Annotated in this window: 27 protein-coding genes; 12 read left to right on the forward strand and 15 right to left on the reverse strand. The window is 48.1% G+C overall.

Annotated elements, in window-relative coordinates; genetic code table 11:
- Window positions 1-7: 7 nt before the first annotated feature.
- The 4 genes from GSO_RS18530 to GSO_RS13170 all read left to right on the forward strand — a co-directional run bounded on the left by GSO_RS18530 (window position 8) and on the right by GSO_RS13170 (window position 3,268).
- Window positions 8-691: a CocE/NonD family hydrolase gene (locus GSO_RS18530; protein WP_080958168.1), complete on the forward strand. Its 684-nt coding sequence runs from the start codon at window positions 8-10 to the stop codon at window positions 689-691.
- A 256-nt stretch (window positions 692-947) separates the two neighbouring features.
- Window positions 948-1,127: a hypothetical protein gene (locus tag GSO_RS18695; protein WP_029345616.1), complete on the forward strand. Its 180-nt coding sequence runs from the start codon at window positions 948-950 to the stop codon at window positions 1,125-1,127.
- A gap of 150 nt (window positions 1,128-1,277) precedes the next feature.
- The gene (locus GSO_RS13165; protein ID WP_010492967.1) at window positions 1,278-2,141 is read left to right on the forward strand and encodes a MetQ/NlpA family ABC transporter substrate-binding protein; all 864 of its coding nucleotides are present in this window, start codon (window positions 1,278-1,280) and stop codon (window positions 2,139-2,141) included.
- A gap of 110 nt (window positions 2,142-2,251) precedes the next feature.
- On the forward strand, window positions 2,252-3,268 hold the full coding sequence (locus tag GSO_RS13170; RefSeq protein WP_010492969.1) for a linear amide C-N hydrolase: 1,017 nt from the start codon (window positions 2,252-2,254) through the stop codon (window positions 3,266-3,268).
- Window positions 3,269-3,350: 82 nt separating this feature from the next.
- On the opposite strand, the gene GSO_RS13175 is transcribed toward GSO_RS13170, so the two are convergent.
- The 9 genes from GSO_RS13175 to GSO_RS13215 form a co-directional block, all read right to left on the reverse strand.
- The gene (locus GSO_RS13175) at window positions 3,351-4,328 is read right to left on the reverse strand and encodes a hypothetical protein (protein ID WP_010492971.1); all 978 of its coding nucleotides are present in this window, start codon (window positions 4,326-4,328) and stop codon (window positions 3,351-3,353) included.
- 270 nt (window positions 4,329-4,598) lie between these two features.
- Complete coding sequence (locus GSO_RS13180; RefSeq protein ID WP_010492973.1) at window positions 4,599-6,293, reverse strand: oleate hydratase; 1,695 nt, start codon at window positions 6,291-6,293, stop codon at window positions 4,599-4,601.
- Between the two features lie 13 nt (window positions 6,294-6,306).
- Entirely contained in the window at window positions 6,307-6,435 is a 129-nt protein-coding gene (locus GSO_RS18535; RefSeq protein WP_010492975.1) for a hypothetical protein, read from the reverse strand.
- Between the two features lie 88 nt (window positions 6,436-6,523).
- Entirely contained in the window at window positions 6,524-7,090 is a 567-nt protein-coding gene (locus tag GSO_RS13190; RefSeq protein ID WP_010492977.1) for a TetR/AcrR family transcriptional regulator C-terminal domain-containing protein, read from the reverse strand.
- 93 nt (window positions 7,091-7,183) lie between these two features.
- Window positions 7,184-7,552 carry a dihydroxyacetone kinase phosphoryl donor subunit DhaM gene (gene dhaM, locus GSO_RS13195; protein WP_005686376.1) on the reverse strand — a complete coding sequence of 123 codons (369 nt, stop codon included), beginning with the start codon at window positions 7,550-7,552 and terminating at the stop codon, window positions 7,184-7,186.
- A 29-nt stretch (window positions 7,553-7,581) separates the two neighbouring features.
- The gene (dhaL, locus tag GSO_RS13200) at window positions 7,582-8,163 is read right to left on the reverse strand and encodes a dihydroxyacetone kinase subunit DhaL (protein WP_010492982.1); all 582 of its coding nucleotides are present in this window, start codon (window positions 8,161-8,163) and stop codon (window positions 7,582-7,584) included.
- Entirely contained in the window at window positions 8,150-9,169 is a 1,020-nt protein-coding gene (gene dhaK, locus GSO_RS13205) for a dihydroxyacetone kinase subunit DhaK (protein ID WP_010492984.1), read from the reverse strand. The genes dhaL and dhaK overlap by 14 nt, the downstream gene beginning before the upstream one ends.
- Window positions 9,170-9,363: 194 nt before the next feature.
- Entirely contained in the window at window positions 9,364-9,792 is a 429-nt protein-coding gene (locus GSO_RS13210; RefSeq protein WP_010492987.1) for an OsmC family protein, read from the reverse strand.
- Window positions 9,793-9,969: 177 nt separating this feature from the next.
- Window positions 9,970-10,149, reverse strand: a complete 180-nt coding sequence (locus GSO_RS13215; protein WP_010492988.1) for a hypothetical protein — start codon at window positions 10,147-10,149, stop codon at window positions 9,970-9,972.
- 128 nt (window positions 10,150-10,277) lie between these two features.
- Between GSO_RS13215 and GSO_RS13220 the strand changes: the two genes are divergently transcribed.
- On the forward strand, window positions 10,278-11,165 hold the full coding sequence (locus GSO_RS13220; RefSeq protein WP_010492990.1) for an Rgg/GadR/MutR family transcriptional regulator: 888 nt from the start codon (window positions 10,278-10,280) through the stop codon (window positions 11,163-11,165).
- An 84-nt stretch (window positions 11,166-11,249) separates the two neighbouring features.
- On the opposite strand, the gene GSO_RS13225 is transcribed toward GSO_RS13220, so the two are convergent.
- The gene (locus GSO_RS13225) at window positions 11,250-11,501 is read right to left on the reverse strand and encodes a hypothetical protein (RefSeq protein WP_029345617.1); all 252 of its coding nucleotides are present in this window, start codon (window positions 11,499-11,501) and stop codon (window positions 11,250-11,252) included.
- A gap of 223 nt (window positions 11,502-11,724) precedes the next feature.
- Window positions 11,725-13,137, reverse strand: a complete 1,413-nt coding sequence (locus GSO_RS13230) for a 3'-5' exonuclease (protein WP_010492995.1) — start codon at window positions 13,135-13,137, stop codon at window positions 11,725-11,727.
- A gap of 321 nt (window positions 13,138-13,458) precedes the next feature.
- On the opposite strand from GSO_RS13230, the gene GSO_RS13235 reads away from it, so the two are divergent.
- The 4 genes from GSO_RS13235 (at window position 13,459) to GSO_RS13250 (ending at window position 16,272) form a co-directional block, all read left to right on the forward strand.
- On the forward strand, window positions 13,459-13,752 hold the full coding sequence (locus GSO_RS13235) for an ArsR/SmtB family transcription factor (RefSeq protein ID WP_010492997.1): 294 nt from the start codon (window positions 13,459-13,461) through the stop codon (window positions 13,750-13,752).
- Window positions 13,753-13,831: 79 nt separating this feature from the next.
- Window positions 13,832-14,995 (forward strand): MFS transporter, encoded by a 1,164-nt coding sequence (locus GSO_RS13240; protein ID WP_010492999.1) that lies wholly within the window; start codon window positions 13,832-13,834, stop codon window positions 14,993-14,995.
- A 100-nt stretch (window positions 14,996-15,095) separates the two neighbouring features.
- Window positions 15,096-15,707 (forward strand): hypothetical protein, encoded by a 612-nt coding sequence (locus GSO_RS13245; protein WP_029345618.1) that lies wholly within the window; start codon window positions 15,096-15,098, stop codon window positions 15,705-15,707.
- Entirely contained in the window at window positions 15,697-16,272 is a 576-nt protein-coding gene (locus GSO_RS13250) for a DNA-3-methyladenine glycosylase I (RefSeq protein WP_010493003.1), read from the forward strand. Before GSO_RS13245 ends, GSO_RS13250 begins: the two co-directional genes overlap by 11 nt.
- 95 nt (window positions 16,273-16,367) lie before the next feature.
- Here the strand turns inward: GSO_RS13250 and GSO_RS18300 are convergent, their stop codons facing one another.
- The 3 genes from GSO_RS18300 to fba all read right to left on the reverse strand — a co-directional run bounded on the left by GSO_RS18300 (window position 16,368) and on the right by fba (window position 18,051).
- Window positions 16,368-16,628 carry a helix-turn-helix domain-containing protein gene (locus GSO_RS18300; protein WP_010493005.1) on the reverse strand — a complete coding sequence of 87 codons (261 nt, stop codon included), beginning with the start codon at window positions 16,626-16,628 and terminating at the stop codon, window positions 16,368-16,370.
- A gap of 3 nt (window positions 16,629-16,631) precedes the next feature.
- Entirely contained in the window at window positions 16,632-16,997 is a 366-nt protein-coding gene (locus GSO_RS18305; RefSeq protein WP_010493007.1) for a type II toxin-antitoxin system RelE/ParE family toxin, read from the reverse strand.
- Between the two features lie 172 nt (window positions 16,998-17,169).
- Entirely contained in the window at window positions 17,170-18,051 is an 882-nt protein-coding gene (fba, locus tag GSO_RS13265) for a class II fructose-1,6-bisphosphate aldolase (RefSeq protein ID WP_010493008.1), read from the reverse strand.
- Between the two features lie 438 nt (window positions 18,052-18,489).
- Here fba and GSO_RS13270 point away from each other — a divergent pair, with 438 nt between their 5' ends.
- A complete protein-coding gene (locus tag GSO_RS13270) occupies window positions 18,490-20,223 on the forward strand; it encodes a pyruvate oxidase (RefSeq protein WP_010493010.1) in 1,734 nt (577 codons plus the stop codon).
- 125 nt (window positions 20,224-20,348) lie between these two features.
- Here the strand turns inward: GSO_RS13270 and GSO_RS13275 are convergent, their stop codons facing one another.
- Entirely contained in the window at window positions 20,349-21,362 is a 1,014-nt protein-coding gene (locus GSO_RS13275; protein WP_010493011.1) for a serine hydrolase domain-containing protein, read from the reverse strand.
- A 183-nt stretch (window positions 21,363-21,545) separates the two neighbouring features.
- Between GSO_RS13275 and GSO_RS13280 the strand changes: the two genes are divergently transcribed.
- The gene (locus tag GSO_RS13280) at window positions 21,546-22,280 is read left to right on the forward strand and encodes a class I SAM-dependent methyltransferase (protein ID WP_010493013.1); all 735 of its coding nucleotides are present in this window, start codon (window positions 21,546-21,548) and stop codon (window positions 22,278-22,280) included.
- 77 nt (window positions 22,281-22,357) lie between these two features.
- Window positions 22,358-23,110: a gamma-glutamyl-gamma-aminobutyrate hydrolase family protein gene (locus tag GSO_RS13285; RefSeq protein ID WP_010493015.1), complete on the forward strand. Its 753-nt coding sequence runs from the start codon at window positions 22,358-22,360 to the stop codon at window positions 23,108-23,110.
- The last annotated feature ends 308 nt before the right edge of the window (window positions 23,111-23,418 follow it).

Below are 23,418 nucleotides of genomic sequence, written 5' to 3' on the forward strand. Positions count from 1 at the left end.
GGGCCCATTGGTTGAATACTATACCGTTGGCGAAGAACGCTGGCATACGGCGGCATCTTTTCCCCCCGCAGGCCTCGTCAAAGTCTTACATCTGGGCGCAGATGGCAGCTTGGCGGTGTCCGCGCCAGCAGCGGGCACTGTCAGCTACGTTCACGATCCGAGCAACCCCGTACCTAAGTTGATTTCGGTAACGCAAAATGAATTCGAATTTCCGGCTGATTATCAGGAAGTGGAAAAGCGTCCGGATGTGGTCAGTTTCACCACGCAGGAACTAACAACCCCGCTGCGTGTCGTTGGCCAGGTGAAACTCGATCTGTGGGCATCATCCAGCGCCGTCGATTGTGATTGGGACTTTCGGGTCTTGGATGTTACGCCAGATGGTCAGTCCATTCAAATGGTTGAAGGCACGATGAATGCCAAGTTCCGCGACAGTTTGTCAGAATCAAAATATCTCAAACCTGGCAAGGTGACCCATTTTACCGTACTTTCTCAGAAAACATCCTATGAATTGCCAGCCGGTCATCGTCTGCGCGTCGATATTCAAAGTTCGGCTGGCGGATTTGTTTTTCCAAATCCCGGAACCGAGGAAGGCTTTGCCAGTGACCGCTTCGTGAAGGCGACACAGACGATCAGTTGCGGTGGCGAACATGCCAGTGCGATTAGCTTTGTTAGTGATCGGCCAAAGTACTGACGAACCGCGCCAGCTCACGCTCTGGCTGAAACGCGTTCCCTGGCGCAGAAGTCTGCGTGTAAGAACCTCAGGCGCAATGGCCAAAACCGAGCCATCACGCCTGAGGCCACTTACACTCCGACTTCTAACCGCGCCAGTTCACGCTCTTAGTAAAAAATTTGACAATTGCGGATAAAGGCCGTATATTCCTAAACAACTAATCAACACTTTGAGAAGAAGAGTAACCTTGGAGCAGATGATGCAGCGAACCCGGTTGGTGGAAAAGGGTCATTGGCAAGAAGGCGAAGATGAGCTTCGAATAGTGATTCGTGTGGTTAACGCCCATGGATCGGCTGCAGCCGTTATCCTGCCAGGTATCAACAGGTACTGGAGGCGGTGTTGCGACATCGCGAACAAGGGTGGTAACACGGCATGGTCGTCCCTTGACTACGAATAAGTAGTCAGGGGGCGACTTTTTTGTTTGCAGCAGGAGCAAGTTTGAAGGTCACTCAAAACAAAGTGATGAGGCAGTGATGTTGAAAATAACTTTTGTCAAGTTTTTATCGGCCGCATTCGCGCTGGCCGACCATTTGAGGAGGCTTTGTTTATGAATCGTTGGAAGAAAATAATCGTCACAGGAATTGCCTTGGTGTCACTTTTGACGCTGGTCGCTTGCGGTAAGGCCGCAAATGATAGTACCGCTGCCAGCTCAAGCAGCAAACCCATCGTGCTCGGCAGTAGTGGTTCGGACTATCAAATCTGGCAACATATCGCTAAATCGCCGCAAGCCAAAAAGGCGGGACTGACGATTAAAGTGAAGCAGGTTACGGATGGCAACGTTATTAATGCTTCGACTGCTGAAGGGCAACTTGATGTGAACGCGTTCCAGTCGTACGCCTATTTTCAGCAATACAATAAAATCAATCCAAGTCAAAAATTGGCCGCACTTGGGACGACCTATCTTGAGCCGATGGGGTTGTATTCAAAGAAGTACAAACATTTAAGTGACATTCCCAATGGCGCGACGATTGGCATTTCAAATGATCCGGCCAATGCCACCCGCGGGCTATTACTACTTGCGGCCGCTAAATTGATCACGCTGAAGCCGAATTTTAATGCGCTGAGTACCGTGAAAGACATTCAGACCAATCCTAAACAGCTAAAATTCAAAGAGGTGGAAACCACGGTGCAGACGCTGCCGGACGTTGATGCAGAGTTGATTTCCAATACGCGGGCCTTGGATGGCGGACTCAACGTTTTGAAGGATTCGCTTTTCCATGAAAAATTAACTCAGAAGACGCGGGCAAATGTCAATATTCTCGCCACTGCAGCCAAGAATAAGAACAATAAACAGTTCAAAAAACTTGTGAAACTTTACCACGATCCAACGCTTCAAGCTTGGATCAAGAAGACTTTTTCCGGGACAAAGCTTGAGGTTAATAAACCGATTAGCTATCTGCAGGAAAAATGAGTAAGTGTTTTTGCCGTTAGCCGAACCTCAATCGCAACCAGAACAAGCGTATAATAACAGCTGTACTGTTAGATCACTTGATTCAATTTTCTCGAAGGAGGTTTTTCTATATGTGTTCATCCATGACGATCAAATCGCTTCAAGGTGATATTTTCTGGGGCCGAACGATGGACTATAACACGAGTTTCTTTCACGAGACACCGGCTGGCGGCGTTCCGGGGAAAATCGTGAGTCTACCGGCCGATCATCAATTGCCGGCGCAAAGTGGGACTTGGACAACCAAGTATGCTGCGGTTGGCGTTGGTGTTGATCAGAGTGTCGCTTTATTTGATGGCGTCAACAGTGAAGGACTTGCTGGCGATTTGCAGGTGCTGGTTGAGTGCAGCTGGGCGAGTGCCGATTCACTGGCGAAGCGCAACTTGAAACCGATCAAAGGTGAAGAGTTTGTCAGCCTGGCTTTGACGACTTGCAAAAATGTTGCTGAAGTCCGGGAACTGGCCGGTCAATATGGCTTGATTGATGAACCGCTCCAGTTCGGCGGTCAAGGCGTTAAAATTCCGCTGCATTATACGTTTGTCGATCCGTCTGGCGCTGGGTTAGTCATCGAGCCAACTGATCACGGGGCCTTCAAGCTTTATGACAGCATTGGCGCCATGACAAATAGCCCGGAATATCATTGGCACACCACTAATTTACGCAACTATGTCAGCCTGAACGATCACAATTATCCTGAAGGTGCCGATCTCGGTGATCACCACCTTGACCCGATTGAACTGGGAACCGGCTATGGCATGTTTGGCTTGCCAGGTGATTACACCTCCCCGTCGCGGTTTGTCAGAGCCATGTTTGTGTCCCGCAATCTTGATCCGTTTGAAAGCAAAGATGGCATCCGCGTGCTTTACAATGCCTTCAAGACGGTCCTGATTCCGCAAGGCTTAGGTCGCGATCCCAAACACGACATTTTGACGGATTACACCCAGTATTGGTCAGGCTATGACTTGAGCAAGCGCGCAATTTACGTTCAAGATTCGAACACGCTAACCATGACCACCAAGACGCTTGACCCGACCGTTACGGAAGTCACCTATGACGATTTGGTAAAAACGGAACAGTTTAATCAACTATAAAAAATCTCCAAAAACTCATCACAAAAACGCCGCCAAATAGGGAGCTCCCCTTTGACGGCGTTTTTGTGCAATGCTATAAAGTTTATCGTTGTCGTTTTTGCCGTTTGTTCTTCTGCCACTCGGCCATGGGAATAATCTGATCCGAGTCGGCGTGATCGGCTGTTTTGGCGTGGCCTTTTCGCGGAACCGGCTTTTTGGTCAAGGCTTCCTTAATCTGATTTTGCGCCGTGTCAGCTAGGGATTTCATTTGGGTTGCCGTCCACAAGTGGGTGCTGGCGGTGGACTTGATGAAGATGGCTAAGGACTGGCCCAGGCCTTCCTGCTTATCGGGCGGCACGAGTTTGGTGTCGCGCAGCAGTAGCAACAGTGCCGCGCCGATGTCCTGGCTGGTCCATTCTTTTGGTTCGTGGCCAAACATGGCTTGAATCGTGTGAATCAGGAAAAAGATTACCGCACCAAAGAATTCTTCGTCTTGGGTGGCTTCTGGTAGGTGATGCCAAGCTTTTGAGTCGAAAAAGACCATCAGCTGGTCGACGAGGATTGACATGCTTTCGGAATCAACATCAAGATCACCAGCAGGGTCAAAGCCGATATCACGCCCGTCAGAATCATCAGCCATCGGGGAGGCGAGCTCGCCATCTTCGACTAACCCGAGGACATAGGTTGTTGTGAGTAGCGCGCCCATTAACGCATCGATGAAGTCGATAATCGTCAGCTTGACGCGTTTGGTGCGAATTAACCAAATCATCATGGCTTTGATGAGCTCTGAAGCAATGGCGATGGCTTCGCTGCGGCGGCGATCGTCATCGTTGACCTGTTGCAGTGTCGTTTCGAGTGCAATCGACACCGATTCAGCAGAAAGTGTCTGAATGGTGGAGCGTAGATTCTTGAATGACGCAGCAAAGAAGGTGACCAGAATGGCGCGAATTTCTTTTGGTGGTACTTTTCTAAAATCCGGATCCTGCATCAAAGCCGCATAGTCATCGCTTTTTTGAAAATCAGACCAATAAAGATCGATTTCCTTGCTAGCATGTCGTTGCAGTTTTTCTTGGTAATCCATGTTGCCCTCCACTTCTTGTTGTTAGGGGTTTTGCTTATCTTCAGTTTAACAGTTGTCAGCCTTTGCTCACATGAAAAGTTGCTTTATTTTCCGGAAGAAAATCATCGCAGCAAAAGTCCTGCGATATGGGTGTTTTCGCGAGCGTCTAATGGTTAAAATCTAGCCAAATAAAATCGGCACCAAAGACAGAATACGCGTCTTTGGTGCCGGTTGACTGTAAGTGTGGCGGATAAATGGCTTTTTACTTGCACAGGTTACTTCAGTGGCAGTCTATTCGAACATTTTCTTCGTTGCCCGCATCAAGGTTTTAATATCCTTGTCATATCTTGGTGTTTGAACAAGATGACTCATCGGGATACCAGTGAAGTGATAGGCAGCAATTTCGCCGGAACGGACAGCGCTTTGTTCCGTGAAGACCATCTGGAATGGTTGTTCGACGAATTCACCGGTGAAGGCGAGATTGGTCGAATGGGCCGGAATGACTTCCGGGCGATCGACTTTGGCGCGATTGTTGAAAAGTGCCGAAGCATATGGCATGTACACCGGAATATTGTTGATGATGCTGGCCATAATTGCGTCTTGGTGATCGCGGATATTGCCAGGACCCGGATCGACTTTTGCCAACTGGCCGATCAGTTCAAGTGCCATTTCCTTACCGGTCATTTTGATATACGGCTTGTTGACGAACTCACCGTAACGCCGTGGATAGAGGAAATAGCCCCAAAGAACGGTTTCGTTTGGTTTTTGGGTGGTGAAGTGTGGCTGATGATGCACGACAATCGACATCATCACATCTTTTTGGCCAAGCGCCGTGATGGGTTGGGTGGATAAGAAGGAATTCAAAGCATTCCCCGGAAGCTGGGTTGTGATGCGTTCGATTTCATTGAGCAGCAGGTGATCCTTAGTGGTCAAGGTAAAACTGACCCATTCGCTGGCAGCGCGATCGGCAAAGAACTTATCAGGATTGCCAAGATTATAAAAATGCTCGGTAGCTTGTTTCCATAAGCCAGCTGCAGCACCTTGATCCATGTTTTCAACGGCCGGGTGGTCAAAGTCGCCTTGTGTGGCTGAATCGGTGATGGAGCCGTTGGTAAAGAAGACGGCAGTGTCATCATCCACAGCAACATGCTCGGTTTTGCCGGTTTCGGTGTTCAGCATGTTGAGGCCGGTGACGGTGATTTCGTCGGTCATAGTCGTGTCTTTAAACTCAAAATCCGTGACCCGGCGATTGAGAATAATTCGGCAGCCTTGATCCTTCAGATAGTTGATCAGCGGCAACATGATGCTTTCGAATTGGTTGTAGCGCGTGCGGTTAACGCCCACCAGATGCTCGATTTGCGTAAACTCATAAATCATCATGTGCATGTAGCGCCGCAACTCTTGCGCCGAACTTTCAATCCGGAACGCGAAGGTCGTTTCCCACATGTACCAGAAATTCGTCTGGAACATATGCGGATCATCTTTGAAGTAATCGGCAATGCTGACATTGTCGAGTTTTTCTTCTTCCGAATCCGGCATCATAATCAGCTTGGTCAGCAAAAGGCGATCCTTGTTATTCAGCCCCAAATGGCCAGCTTGAATGATGCCGATGCCGCCTTCCATCAGCCGCGCCTTGTCAAAAGTGCGATGCTGGGCATCAAACTGCCGGGTATCTTCTTCAGCCGTCAATCCCGGTTCAGTTGCCGAGGGAATCCGACTCAACAGGTCCATCAAATCAACATAGGTTCGATAGTTCAGCATGCGACCGCCGCGCGCCACATAGCCTTTGGTGTTTTCCATTGGATGAACCTTATTCCAGTACTCATCCGCCGTATCAGCAGCCGGTGCGCCATCATTTGACCCATGATCGTCCAGTGAATAAAACGTGATTTGATCCCCTTGCCAGTGACCTTCCTGAATCAGATAAACGGCAGCCGCCATATTAGCTAGCCCAGCGCCGATCATGATCGCCTTATGCTTGATCATCTTTTAGTTCCCCCTAACGACTTTCGAACTTCTTGTATGCATCTGCGTCATCTTTGAACAGTTCCATTTTGTTAGCAAAGTACCAGGCTGTGCCACCAGTCACCAAGGCTAGGCCAAGTGCCGTCCATAAAAGTTTTTTCATATAAAAACGCTTCCTTTCCGTCTATAGCTATAGTATAGCCATGCGAAAAAGAAGCGTCTTTAGTCAAAATGTGGCGTTTGTTCGAAAATTAAGTTCTTTTATTGTGCGCTTGCTTGTGCACAATGAACGCAATCGAACCGTTAAGCATCAGATCGGCGCGTTTGATGAGGGCGGCTTCGGGTTCCTGTAACGACTGCGATAACCACAACAAAACCTGGCCGACAATCGCGGCGCCATAAAAATTGCAGATATCCGCAACCATTTTGGGCGGGGTGGTCGGATCAATGTCCAGCACCACTGGCTTGACCATGTCAGTCGCGGACTGGAAAAGGAACTCTTCCAGCATGTCGCGACCAACAGAATTGAAGGCGTTCAGACAAAATGCCTGATTGGCCAGGATGTAATCAAGCACCAGCCGATACTTGGTTTCCCAGGTGGCCGCCCCGAGATTTTGCATGACTTTGCGCCCAATATCGGCATCAAGCGTCCATTTCAGCAGGCCGTAGATATCCTCGAAATGATAATAAAACGTGTTGCGATTCACGTGGGTTGCGGCACTCAATTCCGCAATGGTAATGCGATCCAGCGGCTTATGCTGCATGAGCTGCTTTAAGGTGGTCGCGAGTTGCATTTTGGTCTGATCGGATGTGGCCATCAACATCATTGCTCCTGTGATTATGGTAGAAATATCAAATTGATCGGGTCAAATCCTGCCGGGAAGCTGCTTGGCGACAGCAAGCAGGGGAGGTTACTTGACCTTTAAAGGCTTCAACTGTGCCTCGATTTTATCCAGTGTCACGTTGGCTTCAAGTAACGCAGCCGCGGCATAAGCGCCTTCGACAAACGCCACGTCATAAACATGCATTTGTTTGTCGCTGACTTCTTCGGCGATGTCGAGATTCATTTTGGCGCTGCCGAGATCGTAGAAAACTAGTAACTCGGAAGCTGGGTTGTCGTTAATGGCTTTTTGAATATGGTCAAGATCGGTGCCGATTTGACCGTCACTGGTACCGCCGGCTGTGGTGATGGGAACATCTTTGGCGACTTGTTTAATCAAAGTTTCAAGGCCGCTGGCGATGGCTGGTACGTGGGAAACGAGCAACATGCCCATTGCCATAGAATCACGCTCCTTTGAGGTTTGACAGTTCACGCTTTTGCATCGAGGTATGCTTTTAGTAGCTCACCAGTCGAAGCCGCGCCTGGGTCAATGTGGCCGACACTTTTTTCACCGAGGTAAGAGGCGCGCCCGCGTTTGGCGGTCATTGGCTTGGTGGCCTCGACCAGTTTGTCAATGGCTGCGGCCGTCAATTTGTTTTGCTTAATCAAGTCAGCAGCAGGTGCCCAGACATCTAACATGGTTTTGTCGCCCGGCTTGGCTTGGCCGCGCTTGGCAATACCCTTGGCAGCTGCTTCGACAAGGTCGCCAAAGTCAGTGTCGGTTTTCGCGAGTTTGGCCATTTCTAGAAAAGCCGTTCCATACAATGGACCACTGGCACCGCCGACTTTACTGAGCATCGCCATGGCAATTGTCTTGAAATCCTGCGCCAGATCGTCGGTTGGCGGTGTCTTTTCGAACGCTGCTTCGATCGCATTGACGCCGCGTTCCATGTTGTTACCATGGTCGGAGTCGCCGATTACGCGGTCAAGTTCGGTGAGATGATCTTTTTGATCGGCAATTCGATTTTCGAAATCCGTCATCCATTTGGTTAATGTCTCAACGTTTAACATCAGTATCCCCCCAGCCTACAGTATGTGCAGATGCATTCAGATAAGTCAGCCATTGCGGATCGTCCAACGCCAGCATTGTCAGTGAAACCCCGGCCATGTCGAGCGATGTGACGTAATTGCCTGCCTTAGTGAAGCTGGCTTCGAGGCCTTGGGCGTGCAATTCATTCAAAACATCACCCATGAAAATGTACTGCTCGGACAGTGGGGTCGCACCCATGCCGTTGACCAGCACCGCGTATTTATGAGCTTTAGGATCTTTGAATTCAGCGGTTAGCTTGCCGATGAGTTGCTTGGCTAGCACTTTGGAAGTCGGCAGCTTTTCCTGACCGGTGCCGGGTTCATTGTGGATGCCAACGCCAAATTCGATTTCATCTGGCTTCAGGTCAAAACCGGGCTTGCCGACTTCTGGAACCGTTGCTGCATGTAAGGCAACCGCAAACGACTTGGTATTTTTAACGACCGCATCGCCTAGCTTTTTGAGGTCATCGAGGCCTAACCCAGCTTCGGAAGCCGCTCCGAGAATCTTTTCAACAAAAATCGTGCCGGCAACGCCACGGCGGCCCTGAGTGTACAGTGAATCTTTGACCGCCACATCGTCATCCACGACGACTGACTCGACCTTGATGTCATCGATGCTGGCCAGGTCCTTGGCCATGTCGAAGTTCATGACGTCACCGGAGTAATTCTTGACGATCATGAGAACCCCGTCGCCTTGGTTAACCGCTTTGATCGCAGCGTAAATCTGGTCGGGTGTCGGCGAGGTAAAGACTTGACCGGCCACTGCGGCATCAAGCATGCCCTGGCCGACATAACCAGCATGCAGCGGCTCATGACCTGACCCGCCACCGGAAATAACACCGACTTTTGCATGTTGCTTAAATGCGGCGTCATTGCGGACGACCGCCGTTGTTTCAGGAATCTGTTTCAAATATTGCGGATAACTGGCAGTGAGACCAGCAATCATTTCCGGGACAATATCGCCCGGGTCATTGATAATCTTCTTCATATTTGTTTGCAACTCCCTTCTAGTTATCAGTGTACCGCTTTCAGTGCTAAAAAGTCAGGTCATCAGCTAAGAATAACAAGGGGAATCTTAATGGTGGCGGCGTTTGTGACAATCGGTTTTAGATCGCGGGCCAGAAAATAAAAACGCCTCGTTAAGCACATTTGGCTTAACGAGACGAATAGGTGATGCAGCAGTTAGTCATCGAAATCGGTGACGGTTTCGATGGTGTAGTTGCCGCTATTTTTAAGTAACTTTGAAACCGGGCAGCGATTTTCAATTTCTTCAGTGAAGGCTTTGGCAGTATCCAAATCCACGCCTTTCACCATAACCTGGGCATGAACCAGAAATTGATACTCGGCACGCGCGCCGATGAACGCCACCTTCACGCGAACTGCGCCGGTATGTGGCAGTCCATGTTCCTTTTCAACGGCTTCCAATGTGGCTTCAAGGCAAGTGCTCAACGACAAGCCCAAAAGCTGTTCAGGGTTGGTCCCCGGATGGTCATTCATCGGGCTGCTCGTCTGAACCTTCAGGCCGCCTGGCACATAAGCGTGACCTTCCAGTCCTTCGTCGTTGATGGCTTCAGTTGTGTACAGTGGGTGATTCCAACGTTCGTCTTGCATGAAAATTCCTCCTCGTGGATTGTCGATAGACTAGGGCTCTTGGAGCAGAAACTTATCGGTTATGCCGGTGCCTAGGATCCTTAATTCAGCTGTGGCATAACTAGGTAACCGTATTAAGTATAAACGCTTACATGTGTTCAGTAAACTGATGTTCTTTTCTCTCAAGCTAAGACTGGATTACGATTTAAAGATTCTGGAAATTAATTTATAAAGGATCACAATCAGAATAATATCGTTTCCAACACCAAAAGCTAACGCTGTGACTAGAAGCAAACCTCCACCAACTTGGCCATAAAGAACGCCAAGGACTGAAGCAATAAAGAAAGTTGCAAAGGCTGCAATCCATAATTTTCGCATTTTGATTGACACCTCAAATCCAAATTAGCCATTTTTGGCTCTTTATAGATTACCGCATTAATGAAGAATTTTATGCTAATATGAAATCATTCATATTTTTATATTTCGAAAAGAAACGAGGTACTTGCGTGGCGGACTATGCAGCAGGATCCATTTATCGCGAGGTGCGGCGAAGACGTGACTTGAAAATAAAAGAAGTAAAGGCGGATTTACATCAATCAACAATTTCCCACTTAGAGCACGATCAGAGCGACATGACGTTGAGGACAATGATGAAGATACTTCAGCCAACGTTTATGTCCGCTGAAGAATTTTGCCGTTTGATTAATGATAGAGATGAGGCATCAACCTCAATCTTTAAGCAAATGGCACATTACTACGATTCAACAGATTTAGAAGGGCTGATCAGTTTATTAAAGTCATACAAAGAAAAAAATCCATCAACAACTCCCAACAGACTTATCGGTATGATGATTCAGAACTGTATCGACGAGTTGTCACGGCAAGAAAGTTCACTTTCCAAAGATGATTGCGATTTTATTCAAGACTATCTGCTTCAACCTGGCAGGTGGTTCAGCTTTGAATATATAGTGTTCACTAATCTAGTGTTCTCTTTACCTGCCAAAATCAATTTGAGGATCGCAAAAAAGATGTTTCGTGCTTATCAGCAATTCCACCTACCTAGCTACGATGAGTTGCTGATAAGCGCTTTATATAATTTGTCAGCGTTCTTTCTTGGCCAAGATGATCCGTCTTCTGCAGTACGTTTTTTAGATTTTTTAGACTTAGAAAAGTTAGACCGTCATGTTCTTTACATGCGGCATCATGTGACCTTTCTGAAGTTGATGATTCAGTTTAAATTGGATTCCCTAAATCGAGAAAGCTTGGATAAACTGAAGGTGTTTTTAAAAGCGACAAGACTGATCGATCAGACACTTTTTGAGAAGAATATTGACTGGATCAAATCTTTGAGAATTGATCCAGATACCATTCTAGGGGAGCATTTAGAAGCCTGAGTCCCATTTGTGACTTCAATAAGAAAAACATCGAGGACGCAAAAAGCAACGACTTTCGCCATGGTTTGCAAAAGTCGTTGCTTTTTACTTTTCCTGAACTTTCGTCTTCCGAAGCTTTGTCTTTCGCCCGCCTGCCCAAATGCTGATTAGTGCCATAAGCCCAACAATTGGAAGGACAATGTCAATAATGGAGAAATGTATTTGGCCTTGAGCAATGAAATAAATATATACAACCATCAAAGCTACTGGCAAAAGCGCTCCTAGTATCTTGTTGCCAATGTAACCGAAGAAAGTCTGTAGCGAGATGATGGCAACTATTATCACTATTTCTAGTATGACTTCCAGCATGGCCCTTCTCCTTATCTTTTGAACGTTCGCGCAGGATATAGACTTGAGTTTGCTTTACAATCTCCAAAGAAACGATCCCTTGTAACTTTAATATAGCTAAATTCTGAAGGATTGGTCAACAAAAGTGTACCTTATTTAATCATATTGTTGAACAGATTAATAAAATATGAAAATTAGACTTTTCGATCGAACGCAATATGTTTATTTTTAACTATTTGTCACTCAAATCCGGTTTCTGATAAGGCTCCGGATCATTGGCGTGTTCAGGTGGGCGCTGTTCAAAGCCGAGCTCCTTGGTGATAAGTGGGTTGCCTTCCCAAATGAGGTGTTCGAGCAAGGCCATCGTGGTTTGGGCATCACTCAAGGCTGTGTGAGAAGGTAAATCAATGCCGAGTGCTTCTTTGTAGTATTGCAGTGAAGGGGTATGCTTTTTGCCGATCCCAAAAGTTTTACGGGCTAATGCGGCGACGTCGAAAGCTTGAACAGGAGGCACATCGATCGCGAGGCCGGCGCGAAGGGCGCGTAGGTCATTGCTGAGTGCGAAGCCGACAACGAGTTCATGCTTCAATAATTGCTCGACGGCGGTTTTCGCAAGCGGCAGCGGTTGTCCGTACTGATTCAACAAGTCATCGGTGATCCCGGTAATTTTGACCGAGAATGGCATTACGTGATGGCCTTCAGGTAGTTGGGTAAAAATATCAAACGCCCCCGCAACTTGATGATCACGGACCCGTAACAAGCTGATTTCGGTTAGGTCAAGTTGGTTGCGATCGGCCACAAACTCTGTATCGATCACGATGTAGTCGCCCCGGGCCAGTCGATCGATGACGTCTTTTTGCGTTTTTAGCGGTGCTTGGTCTGAGGCAAGCTGGGCCATCGTTGGTGGGTCTAACTGCAGCGACTTGGCCGCGCGCTGGTTTGCGGATTGCACTAACGGGGCTTTTTCCTGCGCAAATTTGGCTGCTAGTTTGGTGGTTAAGCGGTCTGCTTGTTCTTGCCGTTGGTGGCGCAAATCGGTCAGAGTCTGATCGGCTTGGCCCAAGGAAATGCCAAAAAGCCTCGCCAGCCAAGTAGCGGGAGCAGTCGGCATCGTCGTCAAGACATAGGCGCCCTTGAGATCAAGCAAAGAAAAGACCACCTGACCGTTTTCAAGCCAATTCTGCAAACCGAGGGCGAGGAGATGAACCCAGTCACTAAACGGCTGCATGATGATGGGCAATTTGTCGGCGGTTCTCATTTGATCCAGTTGTCGAGCAGCTTTAGAAATAGCTAACGTGAGGCCGCGGGCGAGGCTTTTGCGATGATTGCCAAAATCCTGAACCGAAAACGTGATAGGAAGCAGCGGACCGCGCGGGCGCAACATGTCACGCAGCCGGCCACCTTCAGGGTACCAACGAGCCAGATCAAATTGCACGTTTCCTTGAATGTTGACCCGATTAACGGTTGCAGACTGGTGTGGCCGGTATTCACGGTGCTGAAAGAGCGCCGTGAGTTCATCAAGGCGAATGCGCACGGCTGCGGCATTATGCGGTTTGGCAATTGGGTCGCGCAATAACTTATTCAACTGACGCCGTGCCTGCCGCGGCGAGCGCATTTTTCTTTTTCGATTAGTGGACCGCGCCATGCTGCAACTCTCCTTACTTGGTATTTGACATATACGAACAGTATACCAAGAGTGAAGAAAATTTGCTTTTGGGAAAGAGCGTGAGCCGGCGCGGTTAGAAGCCGGAGTGTAAGTGGCCTTGGGCGTGATGGCGTTCTTTGCCATTGCGACCAAGGTCCTTACACGCAGGCTTCTGCGCCGGGGATCACGTTTCGGAGCCGGTTTGCCCTACAACCCTTACTCCCCGCACACGGACGCTTTGAATTGCAAAAAAGGCACGAAGATCAACTTGTTTTTAAGAAGTTCCTTGTTTTCACCGATGATCTGTGGCATAACTGTTGTATGGATATCAAACAATCGACAGACGCAACAGCCTTCAAGCAGCGAATTTTCTTTGCCTTGTCCGAGCCGGGACGTTACACGATTGTGCGCATGCTTTACCACGTGGGCCACGAAATGGGGTGCAATGAGCTTAACCAGCACGTGGAGATTGACAAATCAACGATGTCATATCATTTGCGCACGTTACGTGAAATCGGCATGATTACCACACGCGTTCAAGGACGGCAGAAATTCGTCACGTTAAATACCGATAAGATTGAATCCGTCTTCCCGGGATTACTTGCTGAGCTGTAAATAAGCACATGGTTGCTTATTTTTTAGCGGCTATTGTTTGATAAATTTAAAACTATAAAACAGATTGGAGACTTTTTGCATGAAAGAACGCAGGCTCTCGCTTTTATTTTTCCTCGTTATGTTTGTGATTGGCACGGATACATTTCTGGTTTCACCTTTATTACCGACTTTAACGCGGTATTACGGCATCTCAACGAGTCTTTCCGGTCTCATTGTCAGTGCCTACGCGGTTGGGTACATGCTGTCGGCGTTGCTGATTGGCCCGGTTTCCGATCGTCATGATCGTAAACGCATTTTGGTTATCGGTCTCATTGTCTTTACCCTCGCCACTGCTGGGTGCGGACTGGCCAATACGTTTCCGCTGATGCTCGTCACCCGATTTATTGTCGGCATTGCCGCTGCGACAGCCGGTCCGCAAATCTGGGCAGCAATTCCGGTGCTCTTTCCTAAGGGTCAGGTGGTCAAAGTCATGGGATACGCCACAGCCGGTTTGGCGGTTGCCCAGATTGTCGGCGTTCCGCTCGGTAGTTATTTGGCCGTTATCTCGTGGCGTTTTCCCTTCTTCTTCGTCGGCACAATTGCACTGATACTGACATTGTTGGTCGCGCGGTTCATGCCTAGCCTTAATGAAGTTAGAACCGCCCAGCCAAAATCCAGCATCTACGGCCAGCTTTTGCAAAACAAACCGGTACTCAAGTTATTAGGCGCGTACTTATTGTTTCAGACGGCAAATTTTACCGGCTTTGCGTTCATCGGTACCTGGTTCGCGAAAAGTTTTGGACTTTCGGTCGGCACGATCGGCAGCTTTATTCTGGTGATTGGAGTAGGACAGTTTGTCGGCAGTTTGATCGGCGCTCGACTGGTGACGTGGTTAGGTCAGCCGCACGCGTTCCTGCTTGAATTTCTGTTGTTCATCAGTGGCTATGTCGTTTTGCCATTGGCTTCGTCAGCATTAGTCGCAACGATCATTCTGGCATTGATTTACACAATTGGCGGCGCGCTGTTGCCATTGTTCATGAGCACTTTGCAGGATCAAGCGCGATCAGCCCGCGGCACCATTTCCTCTTTGGCTAACGCGGTGATGTATCTTGTCGAAGCGATTGGCGGCGTTGTCGGTGGTATCTTGATTAAACAGTTCACCGGCTTTTCCGGTATTGCGGTGTTTACTGCTATTGGGGTAACCCTGGCAATGTTGTTGTACGCGCGGCAAGGCTATTTTAAGCAGCTGCAAACAAGCCGCTGATGATTCGCAATTTTTTGCATAGAGGTATTGTTCCGAAAAGTCGCAAACGATATAATTGACGCAAGAACATATGTTTGCTGTCCGGAAAGAAGATGCGATTATGCAGGAAAATTTAGCGCAGGAAATCTTATTGTTGTTAGGCAGTGGGCGGTTTTTAACGACCAAAGAAATCGCTAAACTGCTAAACCATCCAGAAGCAAGTATCAAAAGCGAACTACTTAAATTGGTGCGTGCTGAGAAAATTAACCGGCGATATTTTGCCGGTCGCGACTATTTTCAAACGGTTCAGCCACAGACGGAGCCGAATATCCTCAGCACAGCAGCGGAACAATACTTGGATCGGCGTCATGCAGCGAAAAAATTGGGCGACGCCCGGACTTGTTACCACCATTTGGCCGGAAAAGCTGGCGTAGCCTTGTTTGACCGACTTTTAACGCAAAAACTCATTGTCTTGACGACCGCCAACGCCTATCGATTGACGGAAAAAGGTCAGCACGTTTTGGGGCGGTACCTCGGTCACCCAGTGCGTCAAGGAAAGGTCCAGACTTGTATCGACTTTTCAGAGCGCCGGGTTCATTTAGCCGGTAAATTAGGCGACGAACTGCTGACAAAGCTGGTGGCTAATCGTCAAATGACCTTGAGCGGGAACAGACTCGTCCGGGTTTTACATCCAATTGACCAGCAATCATTGGCGGTGTCCCATGTCAGTTGAGCGACAACGGTGTGCATGGGGTGAAACCGACAATGCCTTGATGCAGCAATACCACGATGAAGAATGGGGCAGACCCAGTCATGACAGCCGCCACTTGTTTGAACTGTTGTCGCTGGAAATCATGCAGGCGGGTCTGAGTTGGCAGACGGTTTTGAATAAGCGGGCAGCGTTCAAGACAGCCTTTGCCAACTTTGATTATCGCCAAGTCCAGCACATGACTCCCGAAATTCCTGTACTCTTGCAAAATCCACAAATCATCCGGAATCGTCTGAAAGTGACAGCGATTATCAACAACGCGAATGCTATTGCAAAGCTGGCTGATAAAGGCGAGAGTTTTGATCACTACGTCTGGGCGTTCGTCAAAAATCATCCGATTCAACACCACATCACCAGTCATGCGGAGGTTCCCAATACAACCGATTTGGCCAAGCGTATGGGCAAGCAAATGAAAAAAGACGGCTTTAGTTTTACCGGCCCTGTTGTCATTTACTCGTTTATGCAGGCAGCAGGGCTGGTCAACGATCATGAAACCAGGTGCTTTGTTTATCAGTTGTTGGAAAAATAATGGGGAATCAAGATTTCTAGATACTATTATGTTAACTAACAATACCCCCGGCGCATGCGCCGGGGGTATTGTTGGGTTAACGATTCAACGAGAACTTAAGCCGTCACTAATGAAATTTGAACTTTCATCCCTAGTCCTTTAGCATACCGATTTAAAGTAACTAGAGAGGGAATTGAATCTAAACGCTCAATCTTCGCTAACTGTGGTTGCTTCATGGCAATCTTTGCGGCAAAGTCTTTTTGACTAATTCCCCTCCGAATGCGTTCTGCCACTAAATCCGCCAGTGTATCAATGATCGTCATATCTTCACTTGATAAAGCGGTTATTGTCGGTTTATATTCCTTCCACGTTGTCATAATCTAGTTCTCCTTTCGCTTTAACCAGTCTTCGAGATTGCTTAAAGCCTTTTGAATCTCACGTCTGTCCGTTTTGTTTTGACGTTTAGTATAGTGATGAAGCAAAATATAATGATTTCCGTTCCAGGCTGCATAGAATATTCGCTCTGGCATTGGACGCAATTCAAAGAGTGGTTTTGAATATCCCTTAAGCATTCTGGCTTGTGGCATTTTCATGTTAGGACCGAGCTGTTCCAACAAGTCAATCTGATAGAGGGTTTTTGCGAGTAATACTCTATCTGACTTCTGTGCACTATCATTTAAGCGATCTAAAAAATCATGGATTTCACTATAACCATCTTTATCTTCGTAAAAATCAACCTCGTACATGGCCTTCTCCTAGATCTAAATTAATCTGTTTGCTAATTATAACTCGCTTGATATAAATCGTCAAGAGTAGAAAATGACTTGAAGGGCTCAAAAAGCTTTGAAAAAGCAATATTAAAAAAAGCCCACCCGCACCAAATGCGAGTGGACTGATGAAACCTTAGAACAGGTTAAATTAAAGTGCCTCAGGAACCATCTTGACAGGCTTGTTGCCAATCCAGCCGGTGATTTCCTTGAATGTGTCTGTGATGGCATCGGTGCCTGGCTTGAGCATCTTACGAGGGTCAAAGCCCTTGCCTTGTTGATCCTTGCCAGCTTCGATGTATTCACGAGTTGCTTTAGCAAAGGCAAGTTGGCATTCGGTGTTGATGTTCAACTTGGAAATACCCATGGTGATCGCCTTTTGAACTTGTTCTTGAGGGATACCGGAACCACCGTGAAGAACGAGTGGCATCTTAACGGCGTCATTCAATTCTTGCAAGCGGTCGAAGTGCAGGCCCTTCCAGTTGTCTGGATATTGGCCGTGGATGTTACCAATGCCGGCTGCCAGGAAGTCGATCCCGGTAGCTGCCAAAGTCTTGGCTTCTTCAACGTCAGCTAATTCACCTTCGCCGACAACACCGTCTTCTTCACCGCCGATGGAACCAACTTCGGCTTCAACGGAAATGCCCTTGGCGTGGGCCAGCTTAACGATTTCCTTGGTCTTTTCCAAGTTATCTTCAAAGTCGAGGTCGTGGCCGTCGAACATAACGGAGTTGTAGCCGGCAGCAATAGCTTCCTTAGCAGCTTCGTAATTGCCGTGGTCCAAGTGGATAACAACCGGAACGGTGATGCCCATGGCTTTAACCGTTGCTTCGATCATGGTTTGGCAAAATTCATAACCACCCATGTACTTAGCAGCACCCATGGAAGTCTGGATGATAACCGGAACGTTCAATTCTTGAGCACCGGCGAGAATGGCACGCGTCCATTCCAAGTTGTTGGTGTTGAAGGCACCGATACAGTAGTGACCTTTATGTGCAGCTTTTACAAGCTCTGCAGCGTTAACTAATGGCATGTAGATATCCTCCTACGAAATATACAATTCACAACCGTTGTATTCTACCATAGATTGCAAGAGAAAAGGGCGAGAAAATGATGAGATCCTGACAGTTTAAGTGACGGGTTTTGCGGGAACCGGTCACAATTGGCCTTACCGAATAATGAGAACGCTCTCATTATTCGATTGATCGGTCCATACACTACGTAGTTAATTTCACAAGTGGCTTTAAAAATATTAAAAATAAAACAGCTTTATCACGCTGGTTTTAGGCGTTATTTGATTACCAATCTCAAAAAATAGATTATATTTTCACAAGTAAATCATGCCGGTATAAATGAAACCTTGCTAAGAATGATTGACCAGAGAAATCAAAGCACTAAGGTGAAGATAGTAACAGATTGAGAACAATTGAGTTGTTCACTTGAAAAAGTAGTCAAAAGAGGAGATCTTGATATGGCAACAAAAGCAGCAGATCAGTTAGTCAGCGTTTTGATGGATTGGCAAGTGAAGCACGTTTTTGGCCTACCAGGCGATTCGATTGATACGACCGTCGATGCGTTGCGCCGTCATCAAGACAAGATCAAGTTCGTTCAGGTTCGGCATGAAGAGGTTGCGGCACTGGCTGCCTCGGCAACGGCCAAGCTGACTGGCGGCCTTGGCGTTTGCCTGTCAATTGGTGGCCCGGGTGCCATCCATCTGTTGAACGGGTTGTATGACGCCAAAATGGATCACGCCCCGGTTTTGGCATTGTTGGGACAGGTCACGACCAGCAATCTGAATGAAGGCTTTTTCCAGGAAGTCAATACGCCTAAGCTGTTTGATGACGTGGCGGTTTATAATAAAACGGTCATGGCTTCGGATAATTTAGGCCAGATTGTCGACACGGCGATTCGAACCGCGTTTACGGAAAAAGGCGTAGCGGTTTTGACGATTCCGGATGATTTGCCAGATCAAAAGGAAACGACGAGTTATCGCGACAGTGCTGCGGCCTTTGCGTTGAACGTACCGGAAGTTGATCCTAAGCAGCTGGATGATGTGGCTTCGCTATTGCAGAAGTCGCAGAAGCCATTAGCTTTGATCGGCCGTGGGGCGGAACATGCCGGGGAACAGGTTCAAAAGTTTGTTGAGGCTAACCACATCCCGTTTATCCAAACGATGCCGGCCAAGGGAACAGTTGCGGATGATCACCCTAATAGTCTTGGCAATGTCGGTAAGCTCGGCACCAAGCCGGCTTATGAAGCAATGAAGGCAACGGATTTATTGTTCATGATCGGCACCAATTATCCATACACACCTTACTTACCGGATGAAGGACAGGCAAAATGTGTCCAGATCGATACGCAGCCGGAAAATCTGGGCAAGCGGTACTCGGTTGATGTGGCGGTTGATGGCGATGTCGAAACCTTTTTGACCGAACTGAACGCCAAGGGTTCGTTGCGTGATGACGATCGCTTCCTGAAAGCTTGTCAGAAGAATATGGAAAGTTGGGACAAGTGGATGGCCGAAAAGCGTCTGTTGACCACGAACCCAGCCTCACCAGAAGCAGTCTTTGCCACGATTGATCAGACCGCGCCAAAAGATGCGGTTTACTCAGTTGATGTCGGGACGTCGACGTCATGGGGTGCCCGTTTTCTAAACGTTCAACCAACACAGAAATATACCATTTCGGCTTGGTTAGGCACGATGGGTTGCGGCTTGCCGGGCGCGATTGCCGGGGCCGAAGCCTTCCCGAAGCGGCAAAATATCAGTGTGGCCGGTGATGGCGCGTTTGCCATGGTCATGCAGGATTTCGTTACCGCGGTTAAATACAAGCTGCCCATTATCATGGTTGTTTTGAACAACCAGAAGTTGGCCTTTATCGAATATGAACAGCAAAGTGCCGGTCAGCTGAATTATGAAATCGATTTGGCGGACATGGACTATGCCAAGATTGCTGAAGCTGCTGGGGGCGTTGGTTACACAGCCCACAGCAACGACGAGTTTAAAGAAGCGTTGACTAAGGCCTATCAGGAAACGGAGAAACCGGTTTTGATCAACACCTATGTTCAAGACGACGCCCCGCTACCAGGCAAAATTGTCGGCGAGGAAGCGAAGGGTTACATGAAGTATGGCTCCCAGTATCTTGAAAATTACTGGAAGATTCCATCCATGCCACCGTTGAAGGACATTATGCGGCAGTTCTTCTAACAGAAGTTCAATTGTTAATGCGGCGCAAGGGATGTACTCATTAGAAAAAGCGCGAATTTTCTAAATGAAAACTCGCGCTTTTTCTATTGCTCATAAATGATTTGGCATGATGACGTGCTCTTTTGTTATAAAGTCGACAGCCACGCAGCCATTTCCTTATGCCATGCCTTACGCGCGTCAGTCCCGGGCGACATGTTGCTTAACGTGATATGCGCTAACTGTCTTTTGAACGAAACGTCAAAGTAGGCCCAGTATCCAAAGACGTGACCGTTGTGCGCCAGCCATCCCGGAGTTTTAGACTTCATCCAGCCCATGCCGTAAAAATCGTGCGTCAACGTTAACGCCTCACGCCAAGCTGACGCAGGTAAAATCTGCTGATGCAAGGTAGCTTGCGCCCATTTGGCCAAATCGGTGACCGAACTGACCACGGCGCCATCGCCACCAGTGTAATCGCCGCGGCCTAAAGTCACTGGTTGGCCGTTGGTAAAATCTAGATTGTCGTAGCTATTTGCCTCGGCGGCCTGCGTTCCGAAACGGGTTTGGGTCATTCCCAACGGCTGGAAAAAATGCTGCTCGATGAAATCGCCCAGCGGCATATTCGCGACTTGGGCAATGATGTGGCCAAGTAGGAAATAATTACTATTTGAATAAGCCCCTTTTTCATCCGGCGCAAAATCTAGCGGATGGCGGTTCAATAAGTCAAGGACTTGCTGAAGGGCATCACCGTGAACCAGATCTTCCAGTATCGGGTAACTTAAATGGGATTCACTGGCGTTCGGCATCTTTTTGGTATATTCGACTAACAATAATTCCGTGTAGTCGGGAATGCCACTTGCCATGTGTAACATCTGGCGCAAGGTGATCTGCTTGGCGTACCGATATTCCGGTAGATAGTCCGACAACGGCGCGTCAATGTTCAGCGCTCCATCCGCATCCAACAGCAACATGCTGTCAGCCGTAAATTGCTTGCTTAACGATCCCAGTCCGCTCGTCGTGTTGAGCGTAAACGGTTCTTGTTTGGCAAAATCCGCCATGCCGTTTTGCCAGTGGGACAATTGATGATTGGCATCCACTAACATGGTGGCACCGTTTAGATGATATTTTTCATTGATAGTTTGATAGCCGTTCCAATCTGTCACGAAAAGGCCTCCCTTTAGCCGAAAAAACGTTGAGGCAACGATAGCATGCATCGCACTGCTTTTCAAACTAAAATATCATCATTGGCCAATGAGAATCTAATTGGGGGTTTTACTTCCCATACCGGTTGCATCCTCTTGCCTGGACTGCGATGATGGCCTTAATTAACGAAGGAGGAAACACAGATGGCTGCGATTTATGATAATCCGGATTTTTTCAAGGCCTATAGCCAAATGGATCGCTCGAAAAAAGGTCTAGCCGGGGCGGGCGAGTGGCATGAGTTGAAGACGGTCTTACCGGACTTTACCGGTAAACGTGTGCTTGATCTCGGATGCGGTTATGGTTGGCACTGTCGCTATGCCGCTGATCATGGCGCTAAAAGTGTGCTTGGCATCGACACGTCAGCCAAAATGATTGCCAAGGCTGCTGAGCTGACGGATGACAAGCGTATCGCGTATCGCCAGCTGGACATGCAGGCAATCGATCAATTGCCGGGGCAGTTTGATGTCATTTTAAGCTCGCTAGCCATTCATTACATTGCCGATTACGCTGAGCTTGTCGGTAAGATCAGCAACAAACTGCCAATTGGTGGGCAATTTATCATGTCCGTGGAACATCCGATCTTTACGGCCCAAGGCGATGAAGAGTGGATCACGGACGAGCAGGGCCACAATCGATACTGGCCGGTTGATCGCTATTTTGACGAGAGCAAACGGGAAACCGACTTCTTAGGCCATCGAATCAAAAAATACCATCGGACGTTGACGACCTATTTGAATACCTTGCTCGATAACCACCTGCGACTGGATCGCGTGATTGAGCCAACGCCGACTGCTGAAATGGTCAAGACTATTCCCGGCATGGCTGATGAAATGCGCCGTCCGATGATGCTGATTGTGGCCACGACCAAAACTGCCTGAACCTGTCTATTGTCGCCAATGGCTTGACGGCGTATACTCGGGAAATCAAAACTAAACCGAATAGAAGGAAATTGCTCGTGAAACTAAAAATCGGTATTCCTACAGATGAACTGATCGAACTCAATCCTGTGATGCCAAACAATCATCCGGCTTATGTGCCGCATGATGTCAAAGAGGCGTTTATTCACCTTGGTGCACTGCCGCTTGTGTTGCCGTTCCCTGATGATGTCAGTCAGACCGAACAGTTGGCGCACGATGATATGGCCTTGGTCGACGGCCTGATGTTGCCAGGCGGCCCGGATGTGGATCCGACGCTCTATGGCGAGGAACCGCATCCCAAGATCGGCATGACGCTGTACCAAAAGGATTTATTTGAAATCGCCTTGATTAAGGCAGCCTTAGCCGCAAATAAACCGATTTTCGGTATTTGCCGCGGGATCCAGATCATGAACGTTGCTATGGGCGGCACGTTGTATCAGGATCTTGAACAGCAATATCCTGATTTGCGAATCCAACATCCCCAAGCCACATTGGGTCAATTTGCGACCCATCATGCCGAATTAACGCCTGGTAGTCGTTTGGCTGATTTGTACGGCAAGCAGACCATTAAAGTCAACTCCCGCCATCACCAAGCAGTTAAAACTGTCGGCAAGGGGTTGAAGGTGACAGCCGTTGCGCCCGATGGTGTGGTTGAAGGAATGGAGTCCACGGACAACGATCTGTTCTTAGGTGTTCAGTGGCATCCGGAAAATATGTGGCAACAGGAAGATCCTCAGCAGCTCGTTGTTTTCCAGGACTTTTTGAAGCGTGTTGCGGCTCATCAGAAGTAGTTTTTGTGGTTTGAAGAATCGTGCGAAAGCCGGTTTCATGCTTCTACTTGTCATGATCAAGCACTTTAGGCAGAAGTTAGGTCTTCATTGAAGAATTCACGCTTAAACAGTAAATCGTCAATGATGAGTGCTTGACCGCGCCGTTTCAAGCTCTTTTGTCTAAAGGAAAGCCTGCGATAGATCCTACCTGGGCAATATACAATCGACCTTTTTCTGAGTATCAACAAGTTTTCAAGGGTACAGCAGCACAGGGTAGGGGTGTATGTGTCATTCCGGAGTGTGATTCCCAAAGAAGAGGCTACGCCATG

The organism is Lacticaseibacillus zeae DSM 20178 = KCTC 3804 (assembly GCF_000260435.1).
Classification (GTDB): Bacteria; Bacillota; Bacilli; order Lactobacillales; family Lactobacillaceae; genus Lacticaseibacillus; species Lacticaseibacillus zeae.

What these genes read in the sequence shown, in the direction of transcription:
- GSO_RS13270 (WP_010493010.1), top strand. Translation starts at nt 18,490, where the DNA reads ATGGCAACAAAAGCAGCAGATCAGTTAGTCAGCGTTTTGATGGATTGG.
- dhaL (WP_010492982.1), bottom strand. Translation starts at nt 8,163, where the DNA reads ATGTTAAACGTTGAGACATTAACCAAATGGATGACGGATTTCGAAAAT.
- GSO_RS18535 (WP_010492975.1), bottom strand. Translation starts at nt 6,435, where the DNA reads ATGAAAAAACTTTTATGGACGGCACTTGGCCTAGCCTTGGTGACTGGT.
- GSO_RS18305 (WP_010493007.1), bottom strand. Translation starts at nt 16,997, where the DNA reads ATGTACGAGGTTGATTTTTACGAAGATAAAGATGGTTATAGTGAAATC.
- dhaM (WP_005686376.1), bottom strand. Translation starts at nt 7,552, where the DNA reads ATGGCAATGGGCATGTTGCTCGTTTCCCACGTACCAGCCATCGCCAGC.
- GSO_RS13210 (WP_010492987.1), bottom strand. Translation starts at nt 9,792, where the DNA reads ATGCAAGACGAACGTTGGAATCACCCACTGTACACAACTGAAGCCATC.
- GSO_RS13280 (WP_010493013.1), top strand. Translation starts at nt 21,546, where the DNA reads ATGGCTGCGATTTATGATAATCCGGATTTTTTCAAGGCCTATAGCCAA.
- GSO_RS13170 (WP_010492969.1), top strand. Translation starts at nt 2,252, where the DNA reads ATGTGTTCATCCATGACGATCAAATCGCTTCAAGGTGATATTTTCTGG.
- GSO_RS13180 (WP_010492973.1), bottom strand. Translation starts at nt 6,293, where the DNA reads ATGATCAAGCATAAGGCGATCATGATCGGCGCTGGGCTAGCTAATATG.
- GSO_RS13165 (WP_010492967.1), top strand. Translation starts at nt 1,278, where the DNA reads ATGAATCGTTGGAAGAAAATAATCGTCACAGGAATTGCCTTGGTGTCA.
- GSO_RS13235 (WP_010492997.1), top strand. Translation starts at nt 13,459, where the DNA reads ATGGATATCAAACAATCGACAGACGCAACAGCCTTCAAGCAGCGAATT.
- GSO_RS13240 (WP_010492999.1), top strand. Translation starts at nt 13,832, where the DNA reads ATGAAAGAACGCAGGCTCTCGCTTTTATTTTTCCTCGTTATGTTTGTG.
- GSO_RS13250 (WP_010493003.1), top strand. Translation starts at nt 15,697, where the DNA reads ATGTCAGTTGAGCGACAACGGTGTGCATGGGGTGAAACCGACAATGCC.
- GSO_RS13230 (WP_010492995.1), bottom strand. Translation starts at nt 13,137, where the DNA reads ATGGCGCGGTCCACTAATCGAAAAAGAAAAATGCGCTCGCCGCGGCAG.
- dhaK (WP_010492984.1), bottom strand. Translation starts at nt 9,169, where the DNA reads ATGAAGAAGATTATCAATGACCCGGGCGATATTGTCCCGGAAATGATT.
- GSO_RS13245 (WP_029345618.1), top strand. Translation starts at nt 15,096, where the DNA reads ATGCAGGAAAATTTAGCGCAGGAAATCTTATTGTTGTTAGGCAGTGGG.
- GSO_RS13175 (WP_010492971.1), bottom strand. Translation starts at nt 4,328, where the DNA reads ATGGATTACCAAGAAAAACTGCAACGACATGCTAGCAAGGAAATCGAT.
- GSO_RS18300 (WP_010493005.1), bottom strand. Translation starts at nt 16,628, where the DNA reads ATGACAACGTGGAAGGAATATAAACCGACAATAACCGCTTTATCAAGT.
- GSO_RS13190 (WP_010492977.1), bottom strand. Translation starts at nt 7,090, where the DNA reads ATGGCCACATCCGATCAGACCAAAATGCAACTCGCGACCACCTTAAAG.
- fba (WP_010493008.1), bottom strand. Translation starts at nt 18,051, where the DNA reads ATGCCATTAGTTAACGCTGCAGAGCTTGTAAAAGCTGCACATAAAGGT.
- GSO_RS13215 (WP_010492988.1), bottom strand. Translation starts at nt 10,149, where the DNA reads ATGCGAAAATTATGGATTGCAGCCTTTGCAACTTTCTTTATTGCTTCA.